General features: G+C 63.8%; 20 protein-coding genes. 11 read left to right on the top strand and 9 right to left on the bottom strand.

From position 1 onward, the window contains the following. The first annotated feature begins 55 nt into the window (after nt 1-55). Nucleotides 56-805, top strand: a complete 750-nt coding sequence (locus P2T57_RS03505) for a DUF7504 family protein (RefSeq protein ID WP_276301097.1) — start codon at nt 56-58, stop codon at nt 803-805. Nucleotides 806-868: 63 nt separating this feature from the next. Here the strand turns inward: P2T57_RS03505 and P2T57_RS03510 are convergent, their stop codons facing one another. The 3 genes from P2T57_RS03510 to P2T57_RS03520 all read right to left on the bottom strand — a co-directional run bounded on the left by P2T57_RS03510 (nt 869) and on the right by P2T57_RS03520 (nt 3,455). Further along, complete coding sequence (locus tag P2T57_RS03510) at nt 869-1,642, bottom strand: hypothetical protein (protein WP_276301098.1); 774 nt, start codon at nt 1,640-1,642, stop codon at nt 869-871. Between the two features lie 95 nt (nt 1,643-1,737). Further along, nucleotides 1,738-2,271 carry a DNA starvation/stationary phase protection protein DpsA gene (gene dpsA, locus P2T57_RS03515; protein ID WP_276301099.1) on the bottom strand — a complete coding sequence of 178 codons (534 nt, stop codon included), beginning with the start codon at nt 2,269-2,271 and terminating at the stop codon, nt 1,738-1,740. A 371-nt stretch (nt 2,272-2,642) separates the two neighbouring features. Continuing rightward, nucleotides 2,643-3,455, bottom strand: a complete 813-nt coding sequence (locus tag P2T57_RS03520; protein WP_276301100.1) for a carbon-nitrogen hydrolase family protein — start codon at nt 3,453-3,455, stop codon at nt 2,643-2,645. An 87-nt stretch (nt 3,456-3,542) separates the two neighbouring features. Between P2T57_RS03520 and P2T57_RS03525 the strand changes: the two genes are divergently transcribed. Next, nucleotides 3,543-4,973: an aldehyde dehydrogenase family protein gene (locus P2T57_RS03525; RefSeq protein WP_276301101.1), complete on the top strand. Its 1,431-nt coding sequence runs from the start codon at nt 3,543-3,545 to the stop codon at nt 4,971-4,973. Between the two features lie 42 nt (nt 4,974-5,015). On the opposite strand, the gene P2T57_RS03530 is transcribed toward P2T57_RS03525, so the two are convergent. Next, nucleotides 5,016-6,269, bottom strand: a complete 1,254-nt coding sequence (locus tag P2T57_RS03530) for a glycoside hydrolase family 5 protein (RefSeq protein ID WP_276301102.1) — start codon at nt 6,267-6,269, stop codon at nt 5,016-5,018. A gap of 630 nt (nt 6,270-6,899) precedes the next feature. On the opposite strand from P2T57_RS03530, the gene P2T57_RS03535 reads away from it, so the two are divergent. Further along, nucleotides 6,900-8,114, top strand: coding sequence for a Cdc6/Cdc18 family protein (locus tag P2T57_RS03535; RefSeq protein ID WP_276301103.1), 1,215 nt, complete (start codon nt 6,900-6,902; stop codon nt 8,112-8,114). A 5-nt stretch (nt 8,115-8,119) separates the two neighbouring features. Here the strand turns inward: P2T57_RS03535 and P2T57_RS03540 are convergent, their stop codons facing one another. After that, entirely contained in the window at nt 8,120-9,946 is a 1,827-nt protein-coding gene (locus P2T57_RS03540; RefSeq protein ID WP_276301104.1) for a right-handed parallel beta-helix repeat-containing protein, read from the bottom strand. A 204-nt stretch (nt 9,947-10,150) separates the two neighbouring features. Here P2T57_RS03540 and P2T57_RS03545 point away from each other — a divergent pair, with 204 nt between their 5' ends. After that, nucleotides 10,151-12,676, top strand: coding sequence for an efflux RND transporter permease subunit (locus P2T57_RS03545; protein ID WP_276301105.1), 2,526 nt, complete (start codon nt 10,151-10,153; stop codon nt 12,674-12,676). A gap of 38 nt (nt 12,677-12,714) precedes the next feature. Here P2T57_RS03545 and P2T57_RS03550 read toward each other — a convergent pair whose 3' ends face one another. The 3 genes from P2T57_RS03550 to P2T57_RS03560 form a co-directional block, all read right to left on the bottom strand. Further along, nucleotides 12,715-15,672, bottom strand: coding sequence for a hypothetical protein (locus P2T57_RS03550; RefSeq protein ID WP_276301106.1), 2,958 nt, complete (start codon nt 15,670-15,672; stop codon nt 12,715-12,717). 722 nt (nt 15,673-16,394) lie between these two features. After that, nucleotides 16,395-19,100 carry a CARDB domain-containing protein gene (locus P2T57_RS03555; protein WP_276301107.1) on the bottom strand — a complete coding sequence of 902 codons (2,706 nt, stop codon included), beginning with the start codon at nt 19,098-19,100 and terminating at the stop codon, nt 16,395-16,397. 74 nt (nt 19,101-19,174) lie between these two features. Continuing rightward, nucleotides 19,175-19,837: a cupredoxin domain-containing protein gene (locus P2T57_RS03560; protein WP_276301108.1), complete on the bottom strand. Its 663-nt coding sequence runs from the start codon at nt 19,835-19,837 to the stop codon at nt 19,175-19,177. A gap of 317 nt (nt 19,838-20,154) precedes the next feature. On the opposite strand from P2T57_RS03560, the gene P2T57_RS03565 reads away from it, so the two are divergent. The 6 genes from P2T57_RS03565 to P2T57_RS03590 all read left to right on the top strand — a co-directional run bounded on the left by P2T57_RS03565 (nt 20,155) and on the right by P2T57_RS03590 (nt 24,274). Then, a complete protein-coding gene (locus P2T57_RS03565) occupies nt 20,155-20,934 on the top strand; it encodes a sugar phosphate isomerase/epimerase family protein (protein ID WP_276301109.1) in 780 nt (259 codons plus the stop codon). Nucleotides 20,935-21,123: 189 nt separating this feature from the next. After that, nucleotides 21,124-21,738 (top strand): hypothetical protein, encoded by a 615-nt coding sequence (locus P2T57_RS03570; protein ID WP_276301110.1) that lies wholly within the window; start codon nt 21,124-21,126, stop codon nt 21,736-21,738. Then, a complete protein-coding gene (locus P2T57_RS03575; RefSeq protein WP_276301111.1) occupies nt 21,738-22,184 on the top strand; it encodes a hypothetical protein in 447 nt (148 codons plus the stop codon). The genes P2T57_RS03570 and P2T57_RS03575 overlap by 1 nt, the downstream gene beginning before the upstream one ends. Before the next feature lie 144 nt (nt 22,185-22,328). Then, the gene (locus P2T57_RS03580; protein WP_276301112.1) at nt 22,329-22,616 is read left to right on the top strand and encodes a hypothetical protein; all 288 of its coding nucleotides are present in this window, start codon (nt 22,329-22,331) and stop codon (nt 22,614-22,616) included. Between the two features lie 47 nt (nt 22,617-22,663). Then, a complete protein-coding gene (locus tag P2T57_RS03585) occupies nt 22,664-23,665 on the top strand; it encodes a carbohydrate kinase family protein (protein ID WP_276301113.1) in 1,002 nt (333 codons plus the stop codon). A 132-nt stretch (nt 23,666-23,797) separates the two neighbouring features. Further along, on the top strand, nt 23,798-24,274 hold the full coding sequence (locus P2T57_RS03590; protein ID WP_276301114.1) for a YbaK/EbsC family protein: 477 nt from the start codon (nt 23,798-23,800) through the stop codon (nt 24,272-24,274). 23 nt (nt 24,275-24,297) lie between these two features. Here the strand turns inward: P2T57_RS03590 and P2T57_RS03595 are convergent, their stop codons facing one another. Next, nucleotides 24,298-24,912: a trimeric intracellular cation channel family protein gene (locus tag P2T57_RS03595; protein WP_276302075.1), complete on the bottom strand. Its 615-nt coding sequence runs from the start codon at nt 24,910-24,912 to the stop codon at nt 24,298-24,300. 158 nt (nt 24,913-25,070) lie between these two features. On the opposite strand from P2T57_RS03595, the gene P2T57_RS03600 reads away from it, so the two are divergent. Then, entirely contained in the window at nt 25,071-25,496 is a 426-nt protein-coding gene (locus P2T57_RS03600) for a DUF4149 domain-containing protein (RefSeq protein ID WP_276301115.1), read from the top strand. Nucleotide 25,497 lies beyond the last annotated feature (1 nt).

Consider the following 25,497-nt stretch of genomic DNA (forward strand, 5'->3'; position numbering starts at 1 on the left):
CGTTTTTCAGATGTCCGAAATACTTATTGCACTTCTCGCCGTTATTGGTGAATTAATGTGTGGGGAGGAACGAAGGGGGAGTTCGAAAGCGACAGCGCGATTTCGCCATCGGTTGGCCGACCTCAAGCGAAACGGATGCAATATCCTGCTGGTCGGCACCGACGCGCTGGATTCGGCCTGCGAGCGACTCTTGGGAGAGTCGAGCGCCGGGCCGCGATACCGACTGTTCGTAACCACCGACGCCGGACCGCCGAGGGCACACGCGAGGCTCAAAGCGGTCCAGTCGGGACCGTATAGCGACGCCGCCGCGGTGGTGGACTGGGACGCCGACGTCCGAGGAGGCACCGCGACCAAACGCAGTCACACCGACCGCGAGGACTTCGACTCGCTGAGCGGGACCGGCCTGCGAGACTCTGGTGGCCCGTCGTTCCGCCAGCGCTCGGTCGATACCGGCGACCTCAGGGACCTCGGCACGGCCGTCGAGGAGGCCATCGAGGAGTTCCACGAGCAGGCCAACGGTCTCTCGCCGGCAGAGCTACGGCTCTGCTTCGATTCGGTGACGCCGCTGGTCGCCGACCGCGAGGCCCGAGACGTGCGCCGGTTCCTGCTAGGGTTGACCGAGACGGTCGAGAAGTACGACGGGATGGCCCACTACCACCTGCCCAGCGAGTACGACTCCGAGACGGTCGCGGAGTTAGAACCGCTGTTCGACGCGGTGGTCGAGGTCCGCCACGCCGACGGCGAGGTAGAGCAACGCTGGCACCTTCAGGACCCCGAAATCACGACCGATTGGGTGCCCCTGTAGGACGACCGATTGGTGGCTCTGTCGTCGCTTCGAGTCGTTCGGACGACACCGAAGCTTTCGGTCTCAACCCTTCGCGCCGCTCCCTGCGGCGACTTTCTGGCCGCGGTCGCGTTCGTGGCCGACGAACCACCTGTACTCTTCGAGGAGTCGCTTCCAGACTTTGGGGTCTGCACCCGGCGAATTCCGGTTTATCTCCCGAATTCGGCGGAGGTCACGCTCGGCGAGTCGGTCGAAGTGAGGCTTGCTGAGTAGTTCCCGGATGCCGCGGGACTCCTCGGTGCCCTCGATGCGCTGTTTCCGGCGTTCGCGGTCCTCGGCGACGAGTTCTCGGGGACTGAGGCTGTAGTAGTAGGATTCGAAGACGGGATACCAACCGCCGCTGACCGCCCGATTCGTGCAGGCCAACAGGGTCGAGCGGACCGCTTCGCGGGAGGGTCGGTCCGACTCGTCGCCGGCAGGTCGGGCCTGTTCGACCGCGGCATCGACCAGCGCGTCGTGGGCCGACAACAGCGTTCGGAGTTCGTCCACTCGCTCGCCGAGTTTCTCGGCCGTCTTGACCCGAAAGAGTTGCTCGGCGTCCTCGTCGTGCTTGAGGTACTTGCCCTTGGCGTCGTCCTCGTATTCGCGGGCCAAAAAGTAGCTCTCGTTGAGACCGACCAGCGACTTGAGGTAGGCCGACTTCTCGTCGTCGGCCTCGACGGGCAGGCGGACGACCTTCTGGCCGGCCGTCGAGAGCGCTTCGAGGAATCGCTCGCCGTCGTAGCGGACGTAGTTGTAACGTCCGTCGTTCTCCTCGACGAGGTACTTCGAGCCCGTAAAGAACGCTTTCGACACCATCTAGTGTTACCTGTGACAAGAAATTATACCGTAATAAACCTCCCGTGGATTATCAACCGCGAGAATCGACCGGGGAGAACCGAGTCGAGACGAGGCTACCAGAGCGTGAGCGAATCGTGGGCCAGCAGTCCGTCGATGGCGTGAGCGCGGGTTTCGAGGCCCACCAGTTGCTCGCGGAGCAGGTGGCCGGTGGCGTGGTCGCCGAGGCCCTCGGCTAGTTCGATGTGACTGCTGACGCTCTCTACGAGGTCGCCGTAGGCTTCGAGGTCGCTTTCGAGCGAGGCCCGCGCGTCGTAGACGTCCTCGCCCTCGAAGGGGACCGGACTGTGGCGCTCCAGCGCGGCCGGGCCGGTCACGGGCACCCCGCCGATTTCCCCGATTCGGCGGGCCAGCGCGTCGGCGTGGCGCTCGGCCTCGTCGGCGGCCTCGGCGAAGAACCGCCGGAGTTCGTCGGCCTGCGCGCCCGAGAGGGTCCAGTAGTGCTTGCGGAGTTGGTGATAGAGGACGTAGGTCGCCGAGAGGTCGGCGTTCAGGGCCTCTACGACCTGCTGGGCTTTCTCGGGGTCGAATCGGACCGCGTTTCCTTCGACGGTGCCGGCCTGCTGGCGCACCTGTCGCTGTTGGCTCATGTGGGTTGCTCCTCCTGAACCGGGTACCATCGGCGGGCGCTTAAGCCTACTCGCGGATTGGACGGACACGAGCAGAATCGATATTCGCGAACCGGCGCGCGGTGGTGCGACGCTGGTGGCGTCCCGCCTTGCGTGCGAGGGACGAGCGAACAGCGTGAGCGAGGAGGTTGGTGAGGCGTGAGGCCCGCGGTTGCGATGCGGGCGGTGCCGTGCGGGAGACGCCTTGACTCACGCCTGACGCTCGCTTTAGTCCCGTTTCACCATCAGTTGCTCCGACGAGCAGTCTCGTCTTCGGCTCCGCATCGCTCCGAAACAACAGACAACGACTTATAATTCTAAAAGACAATGGGAGATTTCCTAAAGAACGATTCTCAATTCTTAGAGTCATCTAGAACAGGGATGAACTCCCGGCACTCCGCCAGCACTGCCGGGTCCAAGTCGGCAATCAAATCGCGCTCGCTCCGGTTCAACCCGGCCTGCACGCTCCCGTCGGGCCGAACCACTCGCGAGCGTCCGGCGTACTCCGTCGGGTCGCCGACCGTACTCCGACCGGTCCGGCCCGCGCCGACGACCCAGCGAACGCCGTCGAGGGCGCGAGCGCGGACGAGGAGCTTCCAATTTTGACTGTGGACAGCGGGCCACGCGCCGACGACGAACAGCGCGTCCACCTCTGGGGTGGCGAAGGCCGCGCTCTCGCCGACGAAATTGAGGTCGTAGCAGGTCAGCAGGGCCGTCGTCCCCACAGGCGTCTCGACGGTGACGCGCTCACGGCCGGGTTCGAGGACCTCGCGCTCGTTCGCCCAGAGGTGGCGCTTGCGGTAGACCGTCGAGTCGCCGTCAGGGTGAAGGTACGCCGCGGCGTTGTAGTAGTTCGAGTTCCCGGCCTCGGCGAACCCGACGAGGAGCGCGGTGTCCTCCTCGACCGCGAGATTTCGGAGGCGGGTCAGCACCTCGCCGTCGCGGGCCAGCGCAGTCTCCCGGATTCGTTCGTCGCCAGCGAACCCGGTCAGCGCGTACTCGGGGAACAGCGCCACGTCCACGTCGGTGGGGAGACCGGCCACGCGCTCCTCGACGGTTTCGAGGTTCGCGGCCACGTCGAGGTCTGCGACGGCCATCTGGCACGCTGAGACCGTCGGGATGGCTTCTGGCGGGTCGGCGGCGGAATCGTCGTCGGCGTCGGTCATTGTCGGGTGGTGGCGGGCGCGAGAGAAAAAGCATCATTAATCCAATTTTGAGTAAATATTTTACCCGCGGAGCGCCAAGTGGGGTGTATGTCACAACAACCACTCCAGCGTCGAGAACGTCTCTACATCGACGGCGAATGGCTCGACGCCGACGACGTACTCGAAGTCACCGACCTCGCGGACGGCGGGTCGTTCGCGCAGGTCGCGTCAGCGAGTCCCGAGCAGGCCGACGACGCGCTGGCCGCCGCCCAGTCCGCGCAGGCCGAGATGCGCGAGACGACGATTCCCGAGCGCGCCGAGTGGATGGACCAAATCGCCGACGGCCTGCTGGAGCGCAAGGAGGAACTCGCCGAGGTCATCGTCCGCGAGGCCGGCAAGCCCATCTCCTCGGCCCGCGGCGAAGTCGAGTCCGCCGCCGAGCGGTTCCGCCGCGCCAAGGAGGAGGTCCGCGCACTCAAAGGCGAGTTCCGCGAGGGAACCACCGACGGTCACGAGGGGTGGAAGGCCATCGTCAAACACGAACCCGTCGGCACCGTGCTGGCCATCACGCCCTACAACTACCCCCTCTCGACCACCGCGCTGTCGGTCGCACCCGCCATGGCTGGTGGGAACTCGGTCATCCTCAAGCCCGCCAGCGACACCCCCGTCAGCGCCGCGATTCTGGCCGACGTGGTTTCGGAGGTGGACCTGCCGGACGGCGCGTTCAACTTCGTGCCCGGTAGCGCCAGCGACATCGGCGACGTCCTCTCGGGCGACGACCGCATCAACGCCATCTCGATGACTGGTTCCAGCGGGGCCGGCAAGCACGTCGCCAAGGAGAGCGGCATGGTGAATCTCCACATGGAACTGGGCGGTAACGCCCCGGCAGTCGTCTTCCCCGACGCCGACTTGGCCGACGTGGCGGGCCAGTGCGCCAAGGGGTCGTTCAAGTACGCCGGACAGCGGTGTTCCGCCGTGAGCCGCGTGCTGGCCCACGAGGAGGTCCACGACGAAATCGTGGACCTCCTCGAAGCCGAGATGGACAGTTGGCAACCCGGCGACCTGTTCGAGGACGACACCACGATGGGGCCGCTCATCAACGAGGGCCAAGCCGAGTGGGTCGAGGAACTGGTCGAGGACGCCGTGGAGAAGGGTGCTGACCTCGTTCGGGGCGGCGAGCGCGACGGCATTCACTTCGAACCGACCCTGCTGGCGAACGTGCCCCACGACGCCCGAATCGTCCACGAGGAGCAATTCGGTCCCGTCGCGGCCGTCACGACCTTCGAGGACGAACAGCAGGCCATCGAGATTGCGAACCGCGGGGACCTCGCGCTCGACGCCTCGGTCTTTACGAAGGACTACGACCGCGCGATGGAACTTGGCGAGAAGTTGGACGCGGGCGCGGTCCGCATCAACGGCGCGCCTAGCCACGGACTCGGCGACATCCCCTTCGGCGGCAACAAGGCCTCCGGTATCGGTCGGCAGGGGCTTCACACGACCATCGAGGAGATGGTCCGCGAGAAGAGCATCATCCTCTAAGCGCGGGACAGATTCGACTAACTTCGCCACTTCACTACTTCTCTACTTCTCGTCGGAGTCCAGTATCCGCCGGAGTCGCTCGGCCAGCGACTCGCGGAGGCCGCGGGGTCCCGACGAGTCGGAACGGGAGTCCGGCGGGCGTTGCGCTCCGATTCCGCCGGATTTCCGCACTCCCGAGTTCAGGCCCGGATACGGAAACCGGTGTGCGCGCCACGACTCGGGGAAGGTGTGTCGGTCCGGTCGGTCGAGTGGTTGCCCGGCGACGGTTTCGGCGTCGGCCCGCGAGTAGACCGCGCCGTCGGCGTGGAACAGGCCGTTGACTCGGCCCTTCTCGCGGGGATTCCGGAGGTACGCCGGGCGGAGCATCAGACTCCAGAAGAAGTCGCCGTCGATAGTGGGCCTCTCGTCACGGTTGTTGGCGTCCTCCTCGCGGAGGTCCCGCATCGTCGGCGCGAGACTGGCGAGGTTGGGCGCGAATCGGGAGGGCGGTTCTTCGAGGGTGCGTTGCCACTCGGTACACCAGAGGGGTTTGTCGGCGTCACCATCGCCGGCGTCGGCAGAGATTTCGTCGGCGAGTTCGCGCTGTTCGACAGCGTAGCGGCGCGCGGCGGTCGGATTCTTCGGGAGGTTCATGTGGAACTGGTAGGCGTCGAGACCACGCAGTCCGCCGAGAGCGTCGGTGTCGTACAACCGGGCGAAGCGCACGTCCTTGGTCCCCATCGTGAGGAGCGCGTCGGGGGCTTGCCGGCGGACCGCGCGAAGCGCGTCAAGGACGAACTCCCGGCGGGGTCGGACCTCTCCGGGTTCGTTCATGATTTCGGTGGCGAGGAGGCGGGCGTCCTCGGCGAACTCCTGCGCCCACCGCCGAGCGAAGTGGATGGGCGAGCGAGCATACCCCTTCCAGTTTCGCGGTTGGAGAACTTCGGACCGGGAGGGAGAGTGGACCCCGAAGGCCTTCCGGGGGTCGGTCGCGCGGAGGTTCTCCTCGGTCGGCGGGGACTCCGGCGGGGCCTCGAACAGGACGACGATTGGTCGGATACCGCGGGCCTCGCAGGCGGTCAGGAAGTGTTCGACGTGGGCGAAGAAGGTCGGTCCCTCCTCGCGCCAGCACTCGTAGGAGGCCAACACCCGGAGACTGTTCAGGCCGAGGTCGGCGGCGTACCCGAGGTCACGCTCGACCAGCGGGTTGCTGTAGTCGGCCCACATCTGGTAGGCGTTCCAATCTTTCTGCGGGAGGTACACCGCGCCCTTCCGTCCTCGGAGTCGGGAGTCACTGTCCACGGGGTCGGGAGTCACTGTCCACGGGGTCGGGAGTCACTGTCCACGGGGTCGGAAGTCACCGTCCACGGAGAGGGTGAGTGAACCCGAGATAAAAACGTTCGGGCCTCGAAACAGGTGTTTGTCGTGCTATCTTGGACGTTTTGGTCTCGGGGAACTGGTCTTTTGGTCTCGGGGAACTGGTCTCGGTTCGTGTTGGATGCCCGTACTGTTCAAGCAGACGAACGCCACGCCGAACCGTGGTACGGATAACCACCATTTCCGCTGTTTCGTTTGTTTCGATTCATTTATAAACTCCCCCACCCCAGCGTTCCGCTGAATCGTCCGCGAAAGGTGGGGCGGGGGGAGGACGATTTCGGAGCGATGGACTGCCGGACGGAGGTCGTGCAGTTATTTCCACACCTAAACAGACGAAATAGACTACTCTGACTAGTTTGCGGATACTGTTTCGACAACTACCACAAGAAACTTCCCCTTTCTATAGACTGTTTCGATGAGATACCCCACCCTACCCTTCTCTACCGAGATTCAGCGGAACGCTGGGGTGGGGGTGTTTCTTAAACAACCGATTCAGATGAATCAGCGGAATCAGCGGAACGGGTGGTTTCGACACCTTGAAGGTCGGCCCGCTACTCCGCCACGAGTACCATGGGGTCTTTCGACTTCGTCCGCGAGTATTCGCCGTACACTAACCGGGAGGCGTTACTGGACGATTACACGCCTGACACGCTGGTCGGGCGCGACGACGAACTGGACGAGTACCACGGCGCGCTCCAACCCGCCATCTACGGCGAACAGCCCGACAACATCTTTCTCTACGGCAAGGCCGGCGTGGGCAAGACCGCCGCGACGCGATTCCTCTTGAACAAACTCGAGGACAACGCCGAGGAGTACGAGGACTTGGACGTTCGCACGGAAATCATCAACTGCGACGGCCTGAACTCGTCCTATCGAGTCGCCAGCAACCTCGTCAACACGATGCGCGACCCCTCGAACCACATCAGCGAGACGGGCTACTCGCGCTCGCAGGTCTACGACCTGATGTGGGAGGAACTCGACGAGTACGGCGGCATCATCCTCATCGTGCTGGACGAAATCGACCACCTCAAAGACGACTCCATCCTCTATCAACTCTCGCGTGCGCGCGAGAACGAAAACCTCACCGAGGCCCGCATCGGTCTCATCGGCATCTCGAACGACCTCACGTTTCGTGACTCCCTCTCGCCCAAGGTTCGCTCGTCGCTCTGCGAACGCGCCATCTCCTTCTCGACCTACGACGCCAACGAACTCCGCGCGGTCCTCGAACAGCGCAAGGAAGTCGCGTTCAAGGACGACGTGCTGACCGACGACGTGGTACCCCTGTGCGCCGCGTTCGGTGCCCAAGAGTCCGGCGACGCCCGGAAAGCCCTCGACCTCCTGCTCAAGGCCGGGGACCTCGCCCGCGAGGAGAACGACCAGCAAGTCGCCGAGGAGCACGTCAGGCGCGGTCGGCAACTCCTCGAACGCGAGCAGGTCGCCCGCGGCATCGCGGACCTGAACGACCACGAGCGCCTCGTGGTCTACGCCCTCGCCACCCTCGAAGCCGAGAGCGACACGCCCGCTCGCTCCCGAGAAATCTACACGCGCTACAAATCCCTCGCGGACGCCGCTGGAAAGGACTCGCTCACGGCCCGCTGGCTACGCGAGCATCTGGACGACCTCGCCATGCTCGGCATCCTCAACGTCACCGAAATCAACGAGGGGTCCGCAGGCGGCAAGTATCGGGAGTACGACCTCCAGCAAGATTTGGCGGTTGTCCTCGACGCCCTCGAAGAAACCTTCGAGTCGATGGGGGTCCACGCGAGTGTCAAAGACTATTTATAGAAATTTTAGCGAATCTTTACCCTGTCAATCGAAACGGTTGCATCTGACGTATTTATGAGCCGAACGCGCTTGGCGTTTGGTAGATACGTATCAGATGCTGTCCCTTGAGAAGTTCCATCGACAAACAGTTCGTAGTTTCCGGACTCGTCACGAGTTGCCTTGGCCGTGTGCTGATTCGTGTCCCCGTTCCACGACCCACTAATAATCGTCGTTTTACCCGTTCCGTCGTTCCGTTCTAGTCGTAGTGTACCATCGGGGTCAACAATGATTTGGACCCACTTCGCCGCCGTCTCAGTCAGGAACTCGAAGCGAACCCGTCCGGTCGATGGAGTAGACGAGAACTGGAACGTAAATTCGTACGTTCCGACCTCGAATCGGTACGGTGTCGCAACGACAAATTGATTAGTGGTGTCGGCGGCAGGCATTTCCAACGCGCCGTTCGAGACGGACGGCGACCCGTCACCCGTCTTCCAGATGGGTCGCTCAACGCCAGCGTAGACCCGACCCGGCTCGTCTGAAGAGACGTACTGACCTGTCCGACGGCCCACACGGTCCCGGAGCGACCCGTCCTCGAAGTCGTCGTAGAAGTAGTTCGAGAGTCGCGGTGCCGACGAACCGACCGTGTTCGGAAGGTCGGTGACGTCGAGCGACTCGAAGAGAGCGGCGTTGAACGTACTGTCACCGGCACGGCGCACGTTCATCTTGTTTCCGCCGCTTCCCCCGATGTTTCCTGCGCCGGTATCGACTACGCGGAATCCGCCAGCCGTGTTCGATTCGAATCCGTAGCCCGTCACGGTGTTCGCCTCGAAGGAGACGCCGTCAGCGACGTACAGTCCCCATCCGCCGTTGTTCTCGGCCAGCACGTTCGAGAACACGTTTCCGGTGACTGGCGACCGGTCAGAACTGGTCGTGGAGACGTGGATTCCGTCGCTACCGTTGTTCTCCGCGTGGAAGACGCAACGGTTCGCGCTGAAGTATTCAGAGTTCGAGTCCAGAAGCACGTGGATTCCGTGACTGGCGTTGGCGTTTGCCCCGAGATGGAGGTCCATCTGCTGAGTTTCACCGGTCAGCAGATGACCGACGCCTCCTCCGTTCCGAACCACGACGTTCCGAGCAGTGATATTACGGTTGTCAGTCCCGATCCACTTCGCGTTGAACGACCCGCCACTGCCGTCTACGAGGAGATCTTCGACCACCACTGGTGCGTCGAAGGTGATTCCATCCCCGCCAGAAACGTCGATATAAGTATCGGGGTCCTGTGAGTCGGTGTAAGAGGTCCCGCCACCGACGATTCGTAGGGGCTTCGTGATCGTCGTCCCGTTCTCGTTCGAAACTCCGGTGAGCTTGATGGTATCACCGGGCGACGCGTTGTCGTGGGCGGCCTGAACGGTGGAGTAGTCGTCAGGCACACTGATGACTCCGCTTCCGCCCTCGGTGAGGTCACCGCTCGCTCCCGCCGGAATGTAGGCAGTGTTGCCGTTGTTGTCGGTGGTGAATTCGAGTCGTCCCGTATCGATGTTGTGTCCGACCTGCCACGGCGTGTTGTTCCACTCGATACCGTATCCGGCCGCCATGTCAATGCCGGGAATCTGGCTATCGAGTGCCGCGTTCGCGGTCCCGACCGACTCTTTCACTGCTACGGTGCTCCCACCGAGACCGACCGCGCCGAGACCCATGGCTTTCAGTACGTCCCGGCGAGAAGACGTTTCTTTCTCGACTGCTCGACTATCGAGTTCGTCACGGAGAACCGAACGCACTACGTCGTCATTATCTTCGAGTAGCTCTCGAAACTCGTCTTCGGTCAGTTCATCGTCTGTGTCTTCTTCTGGCATTTCTATACATGTCTTAAACAATTATAAGTATATAAATAATGTGTTTCTATATTATTTTAATATAGGAGAATATTTTCTGCGTACGCATCGACCCCCGTCTATAACCTGCTCGCCGTATTACCCTGTCTGTACTCCATCGTCGTAGGAGGAAATCGGGGCGAAACGAGGCTAACGCAGAGAGACCGAAGAACAGGGGAAAACACCGTGGCACTCGACTACCAGCGCGTCATCGACTGGCTGGACGACCGCATCGTGGACCAACCGGGCAGAGTCGTCGCCGCCTTTCTGGTCGTCACGGCCGTCTTCGCGGTCGGATTCGCCAGTGTCTCCACCGAATCGGGGACCGAGAGCTTCGCCGAGGACGTGCCCGAACAGGACGCCCTCGAAGCGGTCAACCGCGAGTTCGAACCCGCCTTCGGGGCGGGGAGGACCACGACCCAACTCATCCACACCGGCGAAAACGTCCTCTCCAAGCCCGCGCTGGTCCGGATGCTCACGGTCCAGTACCGCCTCGAACGCCGGGCGGACCTCCGAATAACCGGCGCGACCGGTCCCGCGAGCATCGTCGCGCGGACCCTGAATCCGGAGGCCACCACGCCTGAACAGCAACTTCGCGCCGTCGAGCGCGCGACTCCCAACCGCATCGACGCCGCGGTCCGAGCGTCGGCGCGGGACAACCCCTCGTTTCGGAACCTCCTGAGCGAGGACTTCAATTCCGAGTCCGCCGCGGCGTCGTCCTCGATTACGATTGTCGAACACGCGATTCCGGAACTCGTCGCCGGCGAGCAATCGGCGGGCACCAACCCCATGACGGCCATCCAGCGCGAGATGCAGTCGGTCACCGAGTCGGTCGGCGGCGACATCCGGGTCTTCGGCGCGGGCATCATCGACGCCGAGTTCGGGACCGTCATCGGCGACACTCTGCTCATCGTCGTGCCCTCTGCGGCGGTCCTCATCGTCCTATTTCTGGTCGTGGCCTACCGGGACCTCGCCGACTTGCTCCTCGGAATCGTCGCCCTGCTCATGGCAATCGTCTGGACCTTCGGCTTCATGGGGTTCGCGGGCATCCCGTTCAACCAGATTCTCATCGCGGTCCCGCCGCTCTTGCTCGCGGTCGGCATCGACTTCGGCATCCACGCGGTCAACCGCTACCGCGAGGAGCGCGTCGAGGGCGTCGGCGTCGCCGACTCGATGCGGACCGCGACTGACCAGTTGCTCGTGGCCTTCTTCATCGTCACGACCACCTCGGTCATCGGCTTCGCCTCGAACCTGACGAGCCAACTCGTCCCCATCCGGGACTTCGGCGTGGTCGCCAGCGTCGGCATCGTCTTCACCGCGCTCATCTTCGGCGTGTTCCTGCCCTCCGCGAAGGTCTTGCTGGACTACGCCCGCGAAAAATATCCGATTCCCACCTTCAGCCAGACGCCCCTCGGGTCCGAGGACTCGGCGCTCGGCCGCGCGCTGACCGGCGGCGTCGCCATCGCGGGGCGCGCACCGCTGGCCTTCCTCCTGCTCACCGCCGCCTTCACCGCCGGAGCGACAGGGTACGCGACCGGGGTGGACACTTCTTTCAGCGACGAGCAGTTTCTGCCGCCCGAGGAGACTCCTGACTACCTTCGAACACTTCCGGAACCGTTCAGACCCAACGAATACACCGTCACCCGCGATATAAATTTCCTCGAAGACAACTTCGAGACCGGCGAGGACGAGGAGGTCGTTATCTACGTCGAGGGGCCGATGACCCGCGATACGGCGCTCGAAGCCATCCACCGGGCGGGCGCTGACCCGCCCGACACCTTCGTCAGGGCCTCGCCACTGGAATCGGCAGAAGGCGAGGGCCGCCGCGCCAGCGAGCGGAGCATCGTCACCGTGATTCGCTCGCTGTCGGCGACCGACCCCGAGTTCGCCCGATTGGTCACGCGCAACGACCGTGACGGCAACGGTATCCCCGACGACAACTTGGACGAAATCTACGCTGAGGTCTTCGACTCCCAATTCGCGCCCCTCGCCAGCCAGTACCTCGCCGAGGACCGCCGGAGCGCCCGCGTGGTCTACTCGGTCGAGGCCGACGCCGACCCCGCGGAGGTCACGGCGGACGCCCGCAAGGTCGCGGACCGGTATCGCTACGAGGCCACCGCGACGGGCAGTATCGTCGTCTTTCAGGCCATCTCGGACCTCATCTTCGAGTCGGCCATCGTCAGTCTCGCAGTCGCGCTCGCCGGCACCGCCGTCTTCCTCGTGTTCGCCTACTGGGTGCTGGTCGGCTATCCGACCCTCGGCCTCGCCAACCTCGTGCCCATCGTGGTGACAGTCTCTGCCCTCGCGGGGACGATGCGGGCGGTCGGCATCTCGCTCAACGCTTTCACTGCGACGGTCCTCGCCATCACCATCGGTCTCGGCATCGACTACTCGGTCCACGTGGTCCACCGATTTACCGACGAACGGGAACACTTCGACACGCTCCCCGCGCTCCGGCGGACCATCACCGGGACCGGGGGCGCGCTGACAGGGAGCATGCTCACCACCGTCTTCGGCATCGGGGTCCTCGTGCTGGCGGTGTTCCCCGCAATCGGCCAGTTCGGCCTCCTGACCGCACTGAGCGTGGTCTACTCCTACCTCGCGTCGGTCCTGATTTTGCCCTCGGTGCTTTCGGTCTGGGCGCGGTTCGAGGCCGCGAGGACCGACGCCGAGACGCCGGAGTCACCCGTCGCTCGGAGCGAATCGGAGTAAGAAAAATCGCCGCGAAATCGAAATCCGGTCGGCGCTCGCTACGCCGAGAGACCGACGACCGGAGGACCGACCAGCGCGGAGTTCGTCGCGCTGGCGTTGGTTAGTTCTCCGGGTTCGACTTCTTCGCCGTTGAGGACGAACGTCGCACTGCTCAGGTCGCCCTCGGCCGACACGTCGGTAATCTGGCCGACGAACTGGTAGGCGTCGGCGGAGTCGCCGTCACCCACCTGCCCGGTGACGGTGTTGCCCCGAATCCGGTCGCTGGCCTCGGTCCGGTCGCTGACGCCTTCGACCGTTCCGGCGAACGTGAGCGTGTAGTTCAGCGGTCCGCCGTCGGTCCGGATTTCGAGCGTGTTTCCTGCCTGTGCTTGCGCTTGGGATTCGTTACCCGCGGCGGCGTCCGTCTCGTTTCCTGCATCGTCGTCGCCCTGCCCCGCCGCGGTCGTCTCATTTCCCGCTGTGGTCGTGGTGGTCGTGGTTTCGTTACCTCCTGCTTCGGTTTCGTTCGTGGTGGTCGTCGTAGTCGCCTCGTCGGTCCCGTCCTGTTGGCCCTCGCCTTCCGCCACGATTTCGAACTGAACGATGTCGGTGTTGTCACCGTCGTCCACTTCGAGCGTGTAGGTGCCGGGTTCGACGTTCTGGGCGCTCAGGTTGACCGACCAGATGCCGTTCCGACTCCACTCGTCGGTCGCGGCCGAGTCGAACTCGGCGGCACTCGGGCCGTCGATGACCTCGACCGTGATGGTGTTATCGTCGGGCCGCCGGTTGGTCACGCCCCGGACAACGATGTCCTGCCCGACCTCGATGGGCTGGACCCGCGTCTGGAATCCGGGCATCTCCGGCTGGCCGGCCTCACCCGCCGGCAGAATCGCCGACACCGAAGTCGCGGCGTCAGCGTACCGGAAGTTCTGAGTCAGGATGAGGTCGTCGCTACCGGCCTCGTCGGTCGTCTCGTCGGTGATGCGCTCGGAGACCTGCTGTTGGGTCAGCCCGGTCCCGAAGGTGGCAATCCACGATTCGAGTCCGGCGATGTCGGCGTCGTCAACGCCCGGTAGCACACCGTCACCGACGACGGCGTCCCGGCCGAGGCCGATGACCATGCCGCGAATCTGGCCCTCGTTGAGCTGTCGGCCCTCGCGGGTGACGAGTTCGATGTCGTCCTCCTCGAAGACGTCGTTGTCGTCGACGCTCACCGTCTCGGTGACGGTCCGACCGCGCGAGTCTATCATCACGACGAGAACTTCGTCGAGACCGGGCGCGACGCCCGTGACCTCGACGGTGCCGTCCTCGACGGCGATTTGGTCGTTGTACGTCTGGAAGACGTAGGTCGGGTTCTCCTGCTGAGTCTGATTCTGCTGTGTTTGCATGTTCATTCCGGCTCCGTCACCGAAGTACGCGACCATCGAGGAGTTACCACCACCGCCGCCGAGCGTCGGCTCGGTGACGATGATGGAACTCTGTTCGCTGGTGGCGCTACTGAACTCGGACGTCGAGAGCGTCTCGGCGATGTCACCGTTCTGGGTCACGTCCACGGCTTCGACCACGCCGAGGCGGTAGCGACCCGGAATCGAGAGGATGTCGTTGGCCTGCGAGAGGCGCACGTCGCGCTCCTCCCACTCGCCGTCGGCGTCCACGCTGATGAGGTCCTGCTGGTTGAGTTCGCCGTCCTCGCTGATGTCCACGAGTTCCCAGTCGCCTTGGTCGCGGACGTACACTGCCACGTCGTCCACGCCGGGTGCGGCGGTACCGCTCACATCGACTTCCTGTCCGGCGATGTACGTCCCGGCCGGGCTATCGATGTTGAGAACGCCCTCGCGGATGTCGAGCGAGAAGTCGTCCTCGGTGTCGCCGAGGTCTTCTGCGACCTCCGAGATGTTCTGGTCGGCGTCGTAGAGGTTCACGTCAACACTCGTGTCGTCGAGGTACGTGGTGTCGATTTGACCGACGCCGAGACCGGTGTCGTCGTCAACCTCGATCTGCGCCCACGCGAAGTCGGCGCGGTCGTCGTCGTTCGTGTCGATGCTCCCGCGGTCGATGACGTCTTCCACGTCGCGGAAGACGCGCTCATCGACCTGATTGTTCCGGAAGTCGGTGTCCTCGATGGTGACGATGTGGGTCGCACCGGCGGTCGAACCCCGGATGGTGTACTTGACGTTCTGGCCGCGCGTCGCCTCGTCGTTGTCGAGGTCGAGGACCGGGTTGTCGTCGCCGGTCACCGAGATGACAGTCGAACGAGTGGCCGACCCGGTGTCGAGTTCGTCCCACCCTTCGACCGTGATGGTGTAGTCACCGGCGTCTTGGTCGCTCAGGTCGATTGCCCAGTACGTGGCTTCGAGGTCCTGCGTGGGACCCTCGGTATCGTTGAACTGACCGAGGCCCTGCAGGTACTCGACACCGGTCTCGGTACCGCGCTGGCCGACGCTCTCGACCAGTCCGGGATTATCGGCGTAGGGACCGGTGAGACGCTGGCGTTGCTGGTCCGAGAGGTCTTCGACGCTGGTCAGCACGTCGCCGGTGATTTCGTTCCCGTCCTCGTCGGTGACTTCGAGCGAGAGGTCCTCGGCGCGCTGGAAGTTCCACTCGGCGCTAATGAGGAGCGTCTCGTCTTCTTGGACGGTCGAACCCTCCACGTCCACGCCGCGCGTGTTGAAGACTTCGAGGTCGGTCACGCGCGGTCGCTGGACGGTCACGCCGATGTTCGCGGCGCGGCCGTCGATGGCGTACTGACCGAGTTCTTGGTCCTCGGGAACGGGCGATTCGAGGGGGATGCCCTCAGCGTTCCCCGAGACGCCGATGAGGTTGGCCGGGTTGACCTGCTCACCGTTGTCGGTAACGAAGTCGATGTCGTCCTCACCTTGGAAGACGACCGGCTTCTGCTCGGAGACGACTACGTCGTTCGGCCCGCCGACGCCCGGATTGAACGTCGGTTGATTCCCCCCGCGCTGTACGTCGGCACCCAACACGGCCCCCGACATCGCTATGGTCGAGAGAACCATCAGTGCTGTAAGTACGAGTGCACTTGCTTTCTTTCTTGATGTTATTTTTATCATTATTTCTATTATCTGCTTCTGATATGGGGATTCTCAGACCCCTACCAGTGTTCGGCTAGCGGTACCCCCCATCCCGTCGTCACCCGTCAAATCGTCGTCTCCGCACCTGACTGCTACCGAGTTTCACCTCAGACGAACTGGACGCCAGATTGACTGATAAAGAGCGCAGACCGTTTTCGGCCCGACTGCTTAGGTATTCCCTAATACGCCGAGTCCACGAGAGAGTGAACTCCGGACAACGCAGGTTACTCACATAGGCCAAGAATATCTCTCCCAGAGATTGAGGATAGGCCGAGAGTAGTATCCGAATTCGGTCATACCGCGATTCGTGCGAGTTCCACGGGTCGCCCCGGTCTGAGAACGAAACTCGCGTAGAATGCCGTGTTACCTCTATTTGCGCACGGAATGAACTCCGAGGACCTATCATCTGCGAAAGCATACGAGAGCCGACCGGTTAGGATAATCCAACTGAACTGTCTCGGTACGGTCACGTCCGTATTCGACTCTCGTTCGAAGGGCAAGTACCATCGCTTATATGCCGTTATCCCTCGATTGTGGTCCGTTCGCTCGGTAGGCGGGTCCACAGAGCGAGGCTAACGCCAGTAAGTAGCTGTGTACCTCGTCTCCGGAGTCGTTACCCCGAGGGGTTTAAACCAATCGGGGTGGAGTCAGGGCAACAGCCCTGCGATGGCCTCTCGCTTCCACCACGCGAGGACCAGCGCGACGAGCGCCGCGCCGCCGACTACCAGTCCGGTGAGTGGCAGGTCGGCGGGGAGCGGGAGTCCTCGGCGCTCTCGCTCGGTTACTTCGACCGGCACGCGATAGGTGTCCGACAGCACCGTATCGCCGCGTTGGTTCTCGTAGGTGAAATCGACCGAGACCGGGTAGGTCTTCGGAATCGCGCCGCCGGCAGACGCCACGGCGAACCGCAGGATTGCGGACTCGTTGGGTTCGAGACGCGAGACGAACGCCTCGTCATTGTCGCTCGACAAGGGGTCGCTGGCGAACAGTTTGGCCTCCACGTCTCTGAGCGTCTGGTTGGCGGTGTTGGTGACTCGGAAGGCGACGACTTCGGACCCGCCAGAGGAGACGGTGGCGTTGACCGGTTCGACCCGGAACTCGTCTCTCTCCTCGGCGATGGTGACGCGGGCATCCACGGTGTCGCTGATTCGCAGGTCGTCGTTCTGATTGCGGTAGCGCACTCTGAACGAGACCTGTCTGGGTCCGGCCTCGGCCTCGCCGTTCACGTCCACGGTGAACTCGAAGGAGGCCGACTCGCCGGGTTGGAGTTGTCCGACCGCGAACTCGGTTTCGCGAGGGTCGAGGTTCGGGTTGTTGGTCCGCAGGACCACCACGGCGTTCGACACCGTGCGGTTCCCGGCGTTGACGACTTCGCCCGCGAGGTCCCCGGTATCGCCGACCCGGAGGTCACCCCGGACGTTTCCGACCGAGAAGGCTTGCTCCTCGCCGACTTGGACGCGAGCGTCGAGCGGAGAACTGACGCGAGGGTCGCCGTCCCGGTTGCGGTAGCGCACCCGGAACGAGACTTGCCGAGGACCGGCGTCCGAGGAGTTGGGCACGTCTACGGTGTACTCGAAGGGGACCTCCTCGCCGGGTTCGAGGGTCCCGAGTGCGAACTCGGCGCTTCTGGGTCGGAGGTTGGTCGCGTCCGTGCCGAAGACCACGACGGCGTTCGAGACGCTGGTCTCGCCCGTGTTGGTAATCGTGCCCGAGACGGTACCGCTGTCGCCGACTTGGAGGTCGCTGACGACGCTCCGGGCCGCGAAGGTGCGCTCGCCGCCGACCCGGACGCTGGCGTCGAGGGAATCGCTGAATCGGATTTCGTCGTCGGCGTTCCGGTAGCGTATCCTGAACGATACCTGTCGGACGCCGGGGTCGGACTCGTTCGGGACCGAGGCCTCGAAGTCGAACTGGGCAGACTCGCCGGGCGCGAGGTCACCGACCGCGAACTCGGTGGTCTTGGGTTCGAAGTTGGTACCTTCGGTCCGGAGGACCACCACGGCGTCCGAGGCGTTTCGGGTCCCGGTGTTGACGACCGTGCCCGAGATGGTGCCGCGCTCGCCGACCGAGAGGCCGGCGGCGGTCGCTCGCAGGCCGAAGGTCTGTTCGCGGGCGACGGCGACGCGGGCGTCGATGGCGTCGCTAGTCCGGGTGTCGCCCGAGGGGTTGCGGTAGCGCACCCGGAAACTGACTCTGCGAGGGCCGGGTTCGGTGTCGTTTCCGGTCTCGACGGTGAAACTGAAGTTGGTCGATTCGCCCGGTGCGAGGTCCCCGATTGCGAACTCGGTCGCTCTCGGTCGGAAGTTCGAACCGTTCGTTTGGAGGAGAACCACGGCGTTCGAGATTTCGGTCTCGCCGGTGTTGACCACGCGCCCGGTGACGAGGCCGGTGTCGCCGACCCGGAGCGAGCTATCGACCTGTCGGACCGCGAAGGTCTGTTCGGTGCCGACCGCCACGCCGAAAGTGAGGCGCTTGGACTGCCCGGTGACGCCGTTGGGGTTCTCGTAGGCCACCACGGCGTCGGCGAGGTAGGTGCCGGGCGCGGTGTCGGCGCTCGCGCCCACTGTAATCTCGAACGTCCGGGTCTGGCCGGGTTCGAGGCGGTCGAAGAAGACGCTGGTGCGCTGTCGGCGGTCGTTCGCGCCCCCGAAGAAAACCGACGAGTTCGCCGCCGAGAGTCGGACCTGTGCGTTCGTGGCGGGTTGGGTGCCGGTGTTGGTGACGTTGAGCCGATAGGTAGTGGTGTCACCGGCGGTGACGCGCGTGAGGTTCTGGGTCCGAATCTCGAATCTGGGACGGTCCTCTACGACGATAGTGAGGTACGCGGTGGTGGTTCTGGTGGAGTCGCCGTACTCCGGCGCGGCGTTCGGCCCGTAGCGCACGAAGTTGGTGTAGTCGTACTCGACCCGAACCGGAATCTCGTAGGTGCCCGGCGCGATGGAGTCCGAAATCTCGACGTTGAACCCGAACGGCCCGGAGACGCCCTCGGGAACGGTTCCGGCGAACACCGTCCCGGTCTCGACCTCGATATTCCGGGCCAGTCGGTCGTCCATCCGGGTCTCGTCGATTTCGAGTCTCACGTTCCGGGCAGTCGTCACGCGCTGTTCGTACTGGGCGGGGCCGCCGCGGTCCAAGTCGCCGCTGTTGGAGACGAACACGTCGAGGACGGCCTGCTCGCCCGCCCCGAGACGGTTCTCGGTCGCCGAGAGTTCGATATTGGGACGACCGACGACCGTGCCCTCGTCTTGCGCGAGTGCGGAACTACCGGCGGTCGCGGCGAACGCGGGACCTCCGCTCGTCGCAACGAACGCGGCCGTCACGACCGCGGCGACGAACGCGACTGTGGTTCTCATGACACGCTAATGCGTTCCCGAGAACAATAACGCCACACTCGGTGAGCGACCGTTAAATCCGGGAAAGGGACGATTTACCGCGGTCCAGCAGGCGTTTCCCCGCCTCCGCGCCCGCCGCCCCGCGAAAAGAGGAACACCGCGAACAGGATTGGCGAGACGAACGCGAGGACGACGGCGCTGGCAAACAGGAGTATCGGGAGCGGAATCCCGCCGCCTCCGCCTTCGACCTGCCCGGTCACGTTCAGGTCGCCGACCATCGTGGTCGGGTGAATCGTGCAGATGTACTGCGTCATCTGCGGGGTCGCGGTGAACGTCACCGAGGCCGTCGTACCCTCGCCGGTGACGAGTTCGCTCTGGACGATGGCGTTGCCACTCCCGTCCTGTATCGTGATATTGTGGGGCGCGCCGTCGATGTTCTCGAACCAGAATTCGTACTCTTGGCCCGCCTCCAACTCGATGGTCGGGTTGTCCTCGCCCTCGATTGGGGCCGGTTCGCGGCCCCGCCACGCCGCGACCTCGCCGCCGAACCGGTAGGTCTCGGTGTCTTGGGCCGTCGCGGACCCGCTCGCGGCGATACCGGCCGCCCCGACAGCGGCCGCTGTTGTGCCCGCCCGCTGGACGAATCCGCGCCGGGTTAGGGCCTCCTCGTCCTCGCTCGTCGGGTCGGTTTCGCTGGCTATCTCGTCCTCGGCAGACCCCGCCCGCTCGCTCTCGGCAGTCGAAGATTCCCCCATCATCTCCCTCTCTGGGTACCTTCACCGGGAATCCGTAAGAGTCCACGGGCCACCGGACACGTTCGGTCGTCGCGGCGATTTCGGTACGGGCAATTACAGAAGCATCTTTGACACTCTTTTATACAGTCTTAAGTAATGAAAACATTTCCTTATCCTCAATCGACAACCGACGGGAGGCTTCAGGAAGCGTTCATCACGATGGTTCTTGCTGTCTTCGGTTCCGGTTTCATCGAGACGGAGCGAGTGGAGCTTCAGAAGGCATCTCCTCTCCGCCGTCCCGCGTCGATAACCACTAACTCCCTCGCCACCGTTTCGCCGCCATGGACGCTCGCACCGGATTCGTCACCCAACTCGGCATGGACTACGAGACGGCCTTCGACGTGGCCGAGGAGCTATCCTTCGACTACGTGGAACTCCTGATGGACGGCGACCACGAACGCCGCGCGCTCGACCCCGAGGCCGTCGCCGACGCCGCCGAGGCACGCGGCCTCGACCTGCTGGTCCATCTCCCGTTCGCGCTCGACGTGGGGTCGGCCTACGAACACGTCCGGGAGGGCGCGATTCGGGAACTCGTCTCTGCCGCCGAAGTCGCCACCGCGGCGGGTGCCCGGAAGGGCGTGGCGCACGCCAACTCGAAGGCGTGGGGTTCAGCGTGGGACGACGCCGACCTCCGCGAGCGCGTCTTCGAGTCGGTCCGGGAAATCAACATCCGGACGCCCGAGGACTTCGCGGTCTGTTTCGAGAACATCCCCAAGAATCCCTGCTCGACGCGGGACTTCCCCGAGTTGTTCGAGGCCACCGACGCCGCGATGACCCTCGACACCGGCCACGCTCGGGTGGACGGCCTCGATTCGGCGGAGATGGCGAGTTTCGTCGCCGACCACGCCGACCGCATCTCGCACTTCCACCTCAACGACACCCGGAAACCGCAGGACGAGCATCTGCCCTTCGGGTCCGGGACCATCGACTTCGAGGAGATTCTGGGCGCGCTCCCCGACGACTGGTCCGGGACGCTCTCGCTGGAGGTGTTCACGCTGGATTACGGCTACATCGGCGTGAGCAAGGAGTATCTCGATGGCGTACTAAATCCCATCAACTGATAACCCGACGTCGTTCTAGTAGGAAAACTAACCTACTTTGATTATGTAATAATTAGTTAGAAAAATACAAATTTAACTCCACTAACATATGGATGCATGTCATCGTTCGAAGTAGCAGTATTCCAAACAGCGGAACTCGGGGATAAACTCGAGTCCAATTACGGTGAGAGATACAAAGCCAGCAAAGCGATGCGCACGTTCATCGAGGGTGCGTTCGATCATAGCGGGAATCAGCACACAGTCAACGTGGACAATCCCTTCGAGGACGTGTACGCTCCCGTGCAGAACGTGAGTGACTCCATCAGTACTAACGACCCGTGTGGTTCCCCGACGACTCAAGACTACAACGGTCTCGTGTACTGGTGGGAAGACTACGTGAGTTGTAACCTCACCGAACGAAACGACTGTATGCTCCTTCTCACCGCGAAAGACAGTGGTTCTGGTTCGACGTGGCAGAACTACTACGCCGTCGTCGAAGGCGGTCCAGACGTTGCGAAACTCGACGGTAGTTACTCGAAGTTCGGTTGCGGCCAGAAGTGGGAGGACATGCAGAACGTCCTTCACGAGATGGCTCACGCTTTCCTCGACGAGACCGACGAACACGACCACGGTAACGTCTACCAGCACGACTGTGGATACTTCTGTAGCAACTGGTATCGAACGCCTATCGGACACGGTGGAGACGCCGGAACCAACGCCTGTTACGACGACATCCCGAGCGACCACGACGACAGCTGTAACGCGATGTACTGGGACCCGGACTGTGCGACTGACCACTTCACCAACACCACCAACCACCAATAATGACCGAAGACACCAATCGCCGGAACGTACTGAAGGCTATCGGCGCATCGACTACTGCCGCCACCGTCGGGACGATGGGTGGCGCAGCACAAACAACTACTGACGAACCCATCCACGACAGAACTATCGACCACGACCTCGAAGTCGTCAACCGAGTGGACGACGAACTCGAACTCAGTATCGAAGCCTCTCATCCCGAAGTGAGCGGTTCCATCGAACACACCGTCACGGTCCAGTCGCCGCGCGGCGAAGGGTCGATGCAGCATCGCTGGGAAATCGATGCGCTCGACGTGCCCGGTGGTGAGATTGAGGTCTCGATTTCGACCAGCGACGGTCGCTCGGACTCCGCAACGATTCCGTTTGCGGACGTATCTCAGCGTGATTACGAGGCCGTCTCCATCGCGCTCCGAGACGACCGAATCATGATCGGTCGGATTCAGGTGTAGCCAGAAACGATTTATTTTAGTACGAACTTTTTTCGACTAATGAGAAAGTTAGCTGCTACCCTATTAGTCGTCCTTGTCGTTAGTGCCGGATGTGTCGACACAGCGAGTGTTCTCTCCGACGGTACCGACCGGACGACCACGAGGATGGACCCGCCCACCACCAAACTCGTCGTCGAAGACAACTATCGGGGACCGTTCTCTGTCGAAGTCGTGAATGCTTCGACTGGGACGGTCTTGGTCGAAGAAAACTACACCGACTCGGAGAGTGGTATAATCGACCTGAGCGAGGAAATTCCCCGAAACGGCGTGGTCGAAGCCCGACTCTATACGAACGGGTCGCTTGCGTGGAACGAGACCATTCGCTGGTACGAGGGCTATCGACTCGAACTCCGGAAAAACGGAACGGTTTCGGCCAGTAAAGTCGAAGTATAGGCTCCCCGGCGAAAGGGTAATTACGACCAACTCGTGAAATCCCCTTCATGCCTGACCCAGACCCCGACGTCCTCGTCGCCGGAGAATCGCTTATCGACTTTCTGCCCGATAGCGCCGGGGCGCTCGCCGACGTAGCGAACTTCTCCCGGCGCGCTGGCGGTGCCCCAGCGAACGTGGCCGTGGCGCTCGCTCACCTCGGCGCGACCCCGTGGTTCTGGACCCGCGTCGGCGAGGACCCCTTCGGCGACCACCTCGCAGAAACCCTCTCGTCGTTCGGGGTCCCCGACCGGTTCGTCGAGCGCGACTCCTCGGCCAAGACCGCGCTGGCGTTCGTCAGCCACGACGAGGAGGCCGACCGCGAGTTCACCTTCTACCGCGATGGCACCGCCGACACTCGCGTCGAACCCGGCGGAGTCCCCGACGAAACCCTCGATTCGGTCGAATGGGTCTCGGTCGGCGGGGTGATGCTGTCTGCGGACCCCGGCCGGTCGGCCACGCTGGACCTCGCCGAGCGCGCCGCCGACCGCGACTGCACCGTGGTCTTCGACCCCAACGCTCGCCCCGAACTCTGGAGAGACGCGGACCGCGACTTTGCCGACCTCGTGGCCGAGATGCTCGACCTCGCCGACGTAGTGAAGGCCACGCCCGAGGACCTCGCTGACGCCGGGTTCGAGGGCGACTCGCCCGAGGCGCTCGCCCGGAGCGTCACCGAGGCCGGTCCTGCTGAGGCCAGCTCCAATCGGACTGGCCCGCACACCGTCCTCCTCACCCTCGGCGGGACCGGCGCGTTCGCCCTCTCGACCGAGGCGGCCCCGTGGGGCGCTGGCGCGGCGTCTCACTCGGGGTACGACGTGGACCCGGTTGACACCACCGGCGCTGGCGACGCCTTCACCGCCGGAGCAATTGCGGCGTTCGCCGAGCAGGGCGACGGGGCCTCGCTGTCCGAGGTCATCGGGTTCGCCAACGCTGTCGCCGCGGTCACGACCACAGCGCAGGGCGCGATGGCGGCCCTGCCGACCCGCGAGGCGGTCCGGGAGTTCCGGGACTGAATCGACCGCGGCGACCCCACGAGCGAAAAGCTACGACGACGCTCCTGTCCTCGAAGTTCGCGGCCGCGGAGTCGGCCTCAAGGTGGCCGACGCCCCCGAAATATTTGTGCAATGGCAACACAATCCACGGCCATGCACGAGCGAGCCGCGGAGTTCGCCGACCGGGCGGACAGGGAGTACGATTTCGAGGTCGAAGTCAAGGAGTTCCCCGAGGGAACCAAGACCGCCGAGGACGCCGCCGAGGCCATCGGGTGCGACGTGGCCCAAATCGCCAGTAGCATCGCCATGCAGGCCGGCGACAGACTCGTCGTGGTCGTGACCAGCGGGGCCAACCGCGTGAGTGAAGCGAAGTTGGCGGGCCTCCTCGGACTGGACGAGGACGACGTAGCAATGGCCAACGCCGGGGAAATCAAGGCCGCGCTCGGGTGGTCCATCGGCGGTGTCCCGCCGTTCTGCCACGACGCCGAGGTCCCGGTGTATCTGGACGAGACGCTGACCGAGTTCGAGACGGTCTGGGCCGCCGCGGGGACGCCCGAGGCGGTCTTTCCCATCGACCCCGAGGAGCTTCGGACGCTTTCGGGTGCTGAGGTCGCCGACGTGGCGGAGTAACTGCTTTCGCGGTTCTCGACCGTTTAGGAGCTATCACGAGCTAACCCGAGCGTCTGAGCCGTTGGAAGGCTCCACCCGTAGTTGACCGCCGCCAACCGCGTCCCAACCGTCACCGCCGCGCACACCGCCGCGGCAGTCCCCGCCGTTCCGCCGAGCGTCACCGCGACCCAGTAGGTCGTTCCGCCCAGCACCGCGCAACTCGCGTAGAAATCGTCGAACAAGATGAACGGTGAGCGGTCGAGGAGGATGTCCGCGAAGGCACCACCGCCGACCGCGTTGATGGTCGCAACGGCGACGACACCGAACCCCGAGACGCTGGCGTCGGCCGCCACGATGGCTCCGGCAGTGGCGAACGCGGCGAGTCCGATTGCGTCGGAGACCAGCGTGACCGGATGGTCGTCGGGAGAGTCGAGGACGACGCTCAGTCCGACCGCCAGCGCCACGCCGAGGAGGCCGAGACCGATTTCGCCGAGCGACCGGAGTACCAGCGGGACGCGATTCACCAGCAGGTCCCGTGTCGCCCCGCCAGCGAACGCCGTGACCAACCCGACGACTGCGACTCCGAACACGTCGAACTCCTCTCGTATCGCCTTGGTCGCGCCGACGAGCGCGAACGCCACCAATCCGACCGTGTTCATCGCGGTGAAGGGGTCCACCAGCAGGGGTGCGAGAAAGTCCTGACTCACTACTCTCGGACACGGATGCGATGGTCTTGAGGCCTCCGCATCCGGTGTCGCTGGCGAGACGCTTCGGTGAAGTCGAACTCTTGATTTCCCACCCATCCTAATCGCCGAACATGAGCCTCCTCCAGACCGCGCTCACGACCGCCACGGACGCCGCGCTCGGCATCTGGCTCGGGACCATCCTGTTCTTCTCGTTCGTCGGCGCGCCGACGACCTTCGACGTGTTGGGCGACGACGCCGGGCAGGTGGTCAACGCCATCTTCCCGAAGTACTACCTCCTCGGGGTCGGTCTCGGTGCGGCCGCGCTGGTGGCGGTGCTGGTCGCTGGCCTCGTGACCGCTTTCGACGCACCGCGAATCGGCCTGCTGGCACTCGTCGGGGGCGGTATCGGGATGAACGCCTACGCCCGATGGGTTCTGATTCCGAAGATGGACCGTGCTGGCGACGACGCTTTCGCGCAGTACCACAAGCAGTCGGTCGCGCTCAACGGCGTGACGATGCTGGCCGTCGGCACAGCGTTGGTCCTCTCGCACGTCTGAG

It is taken from the genome of Halorussus lipolyticus (assembly GCF_029338375.1).
GTDB lineage: Archaea > Halobacteriota > Halobacteria > Halobacteriales > Haladaptataceae > Halorussus > Halorussus lipolyticus.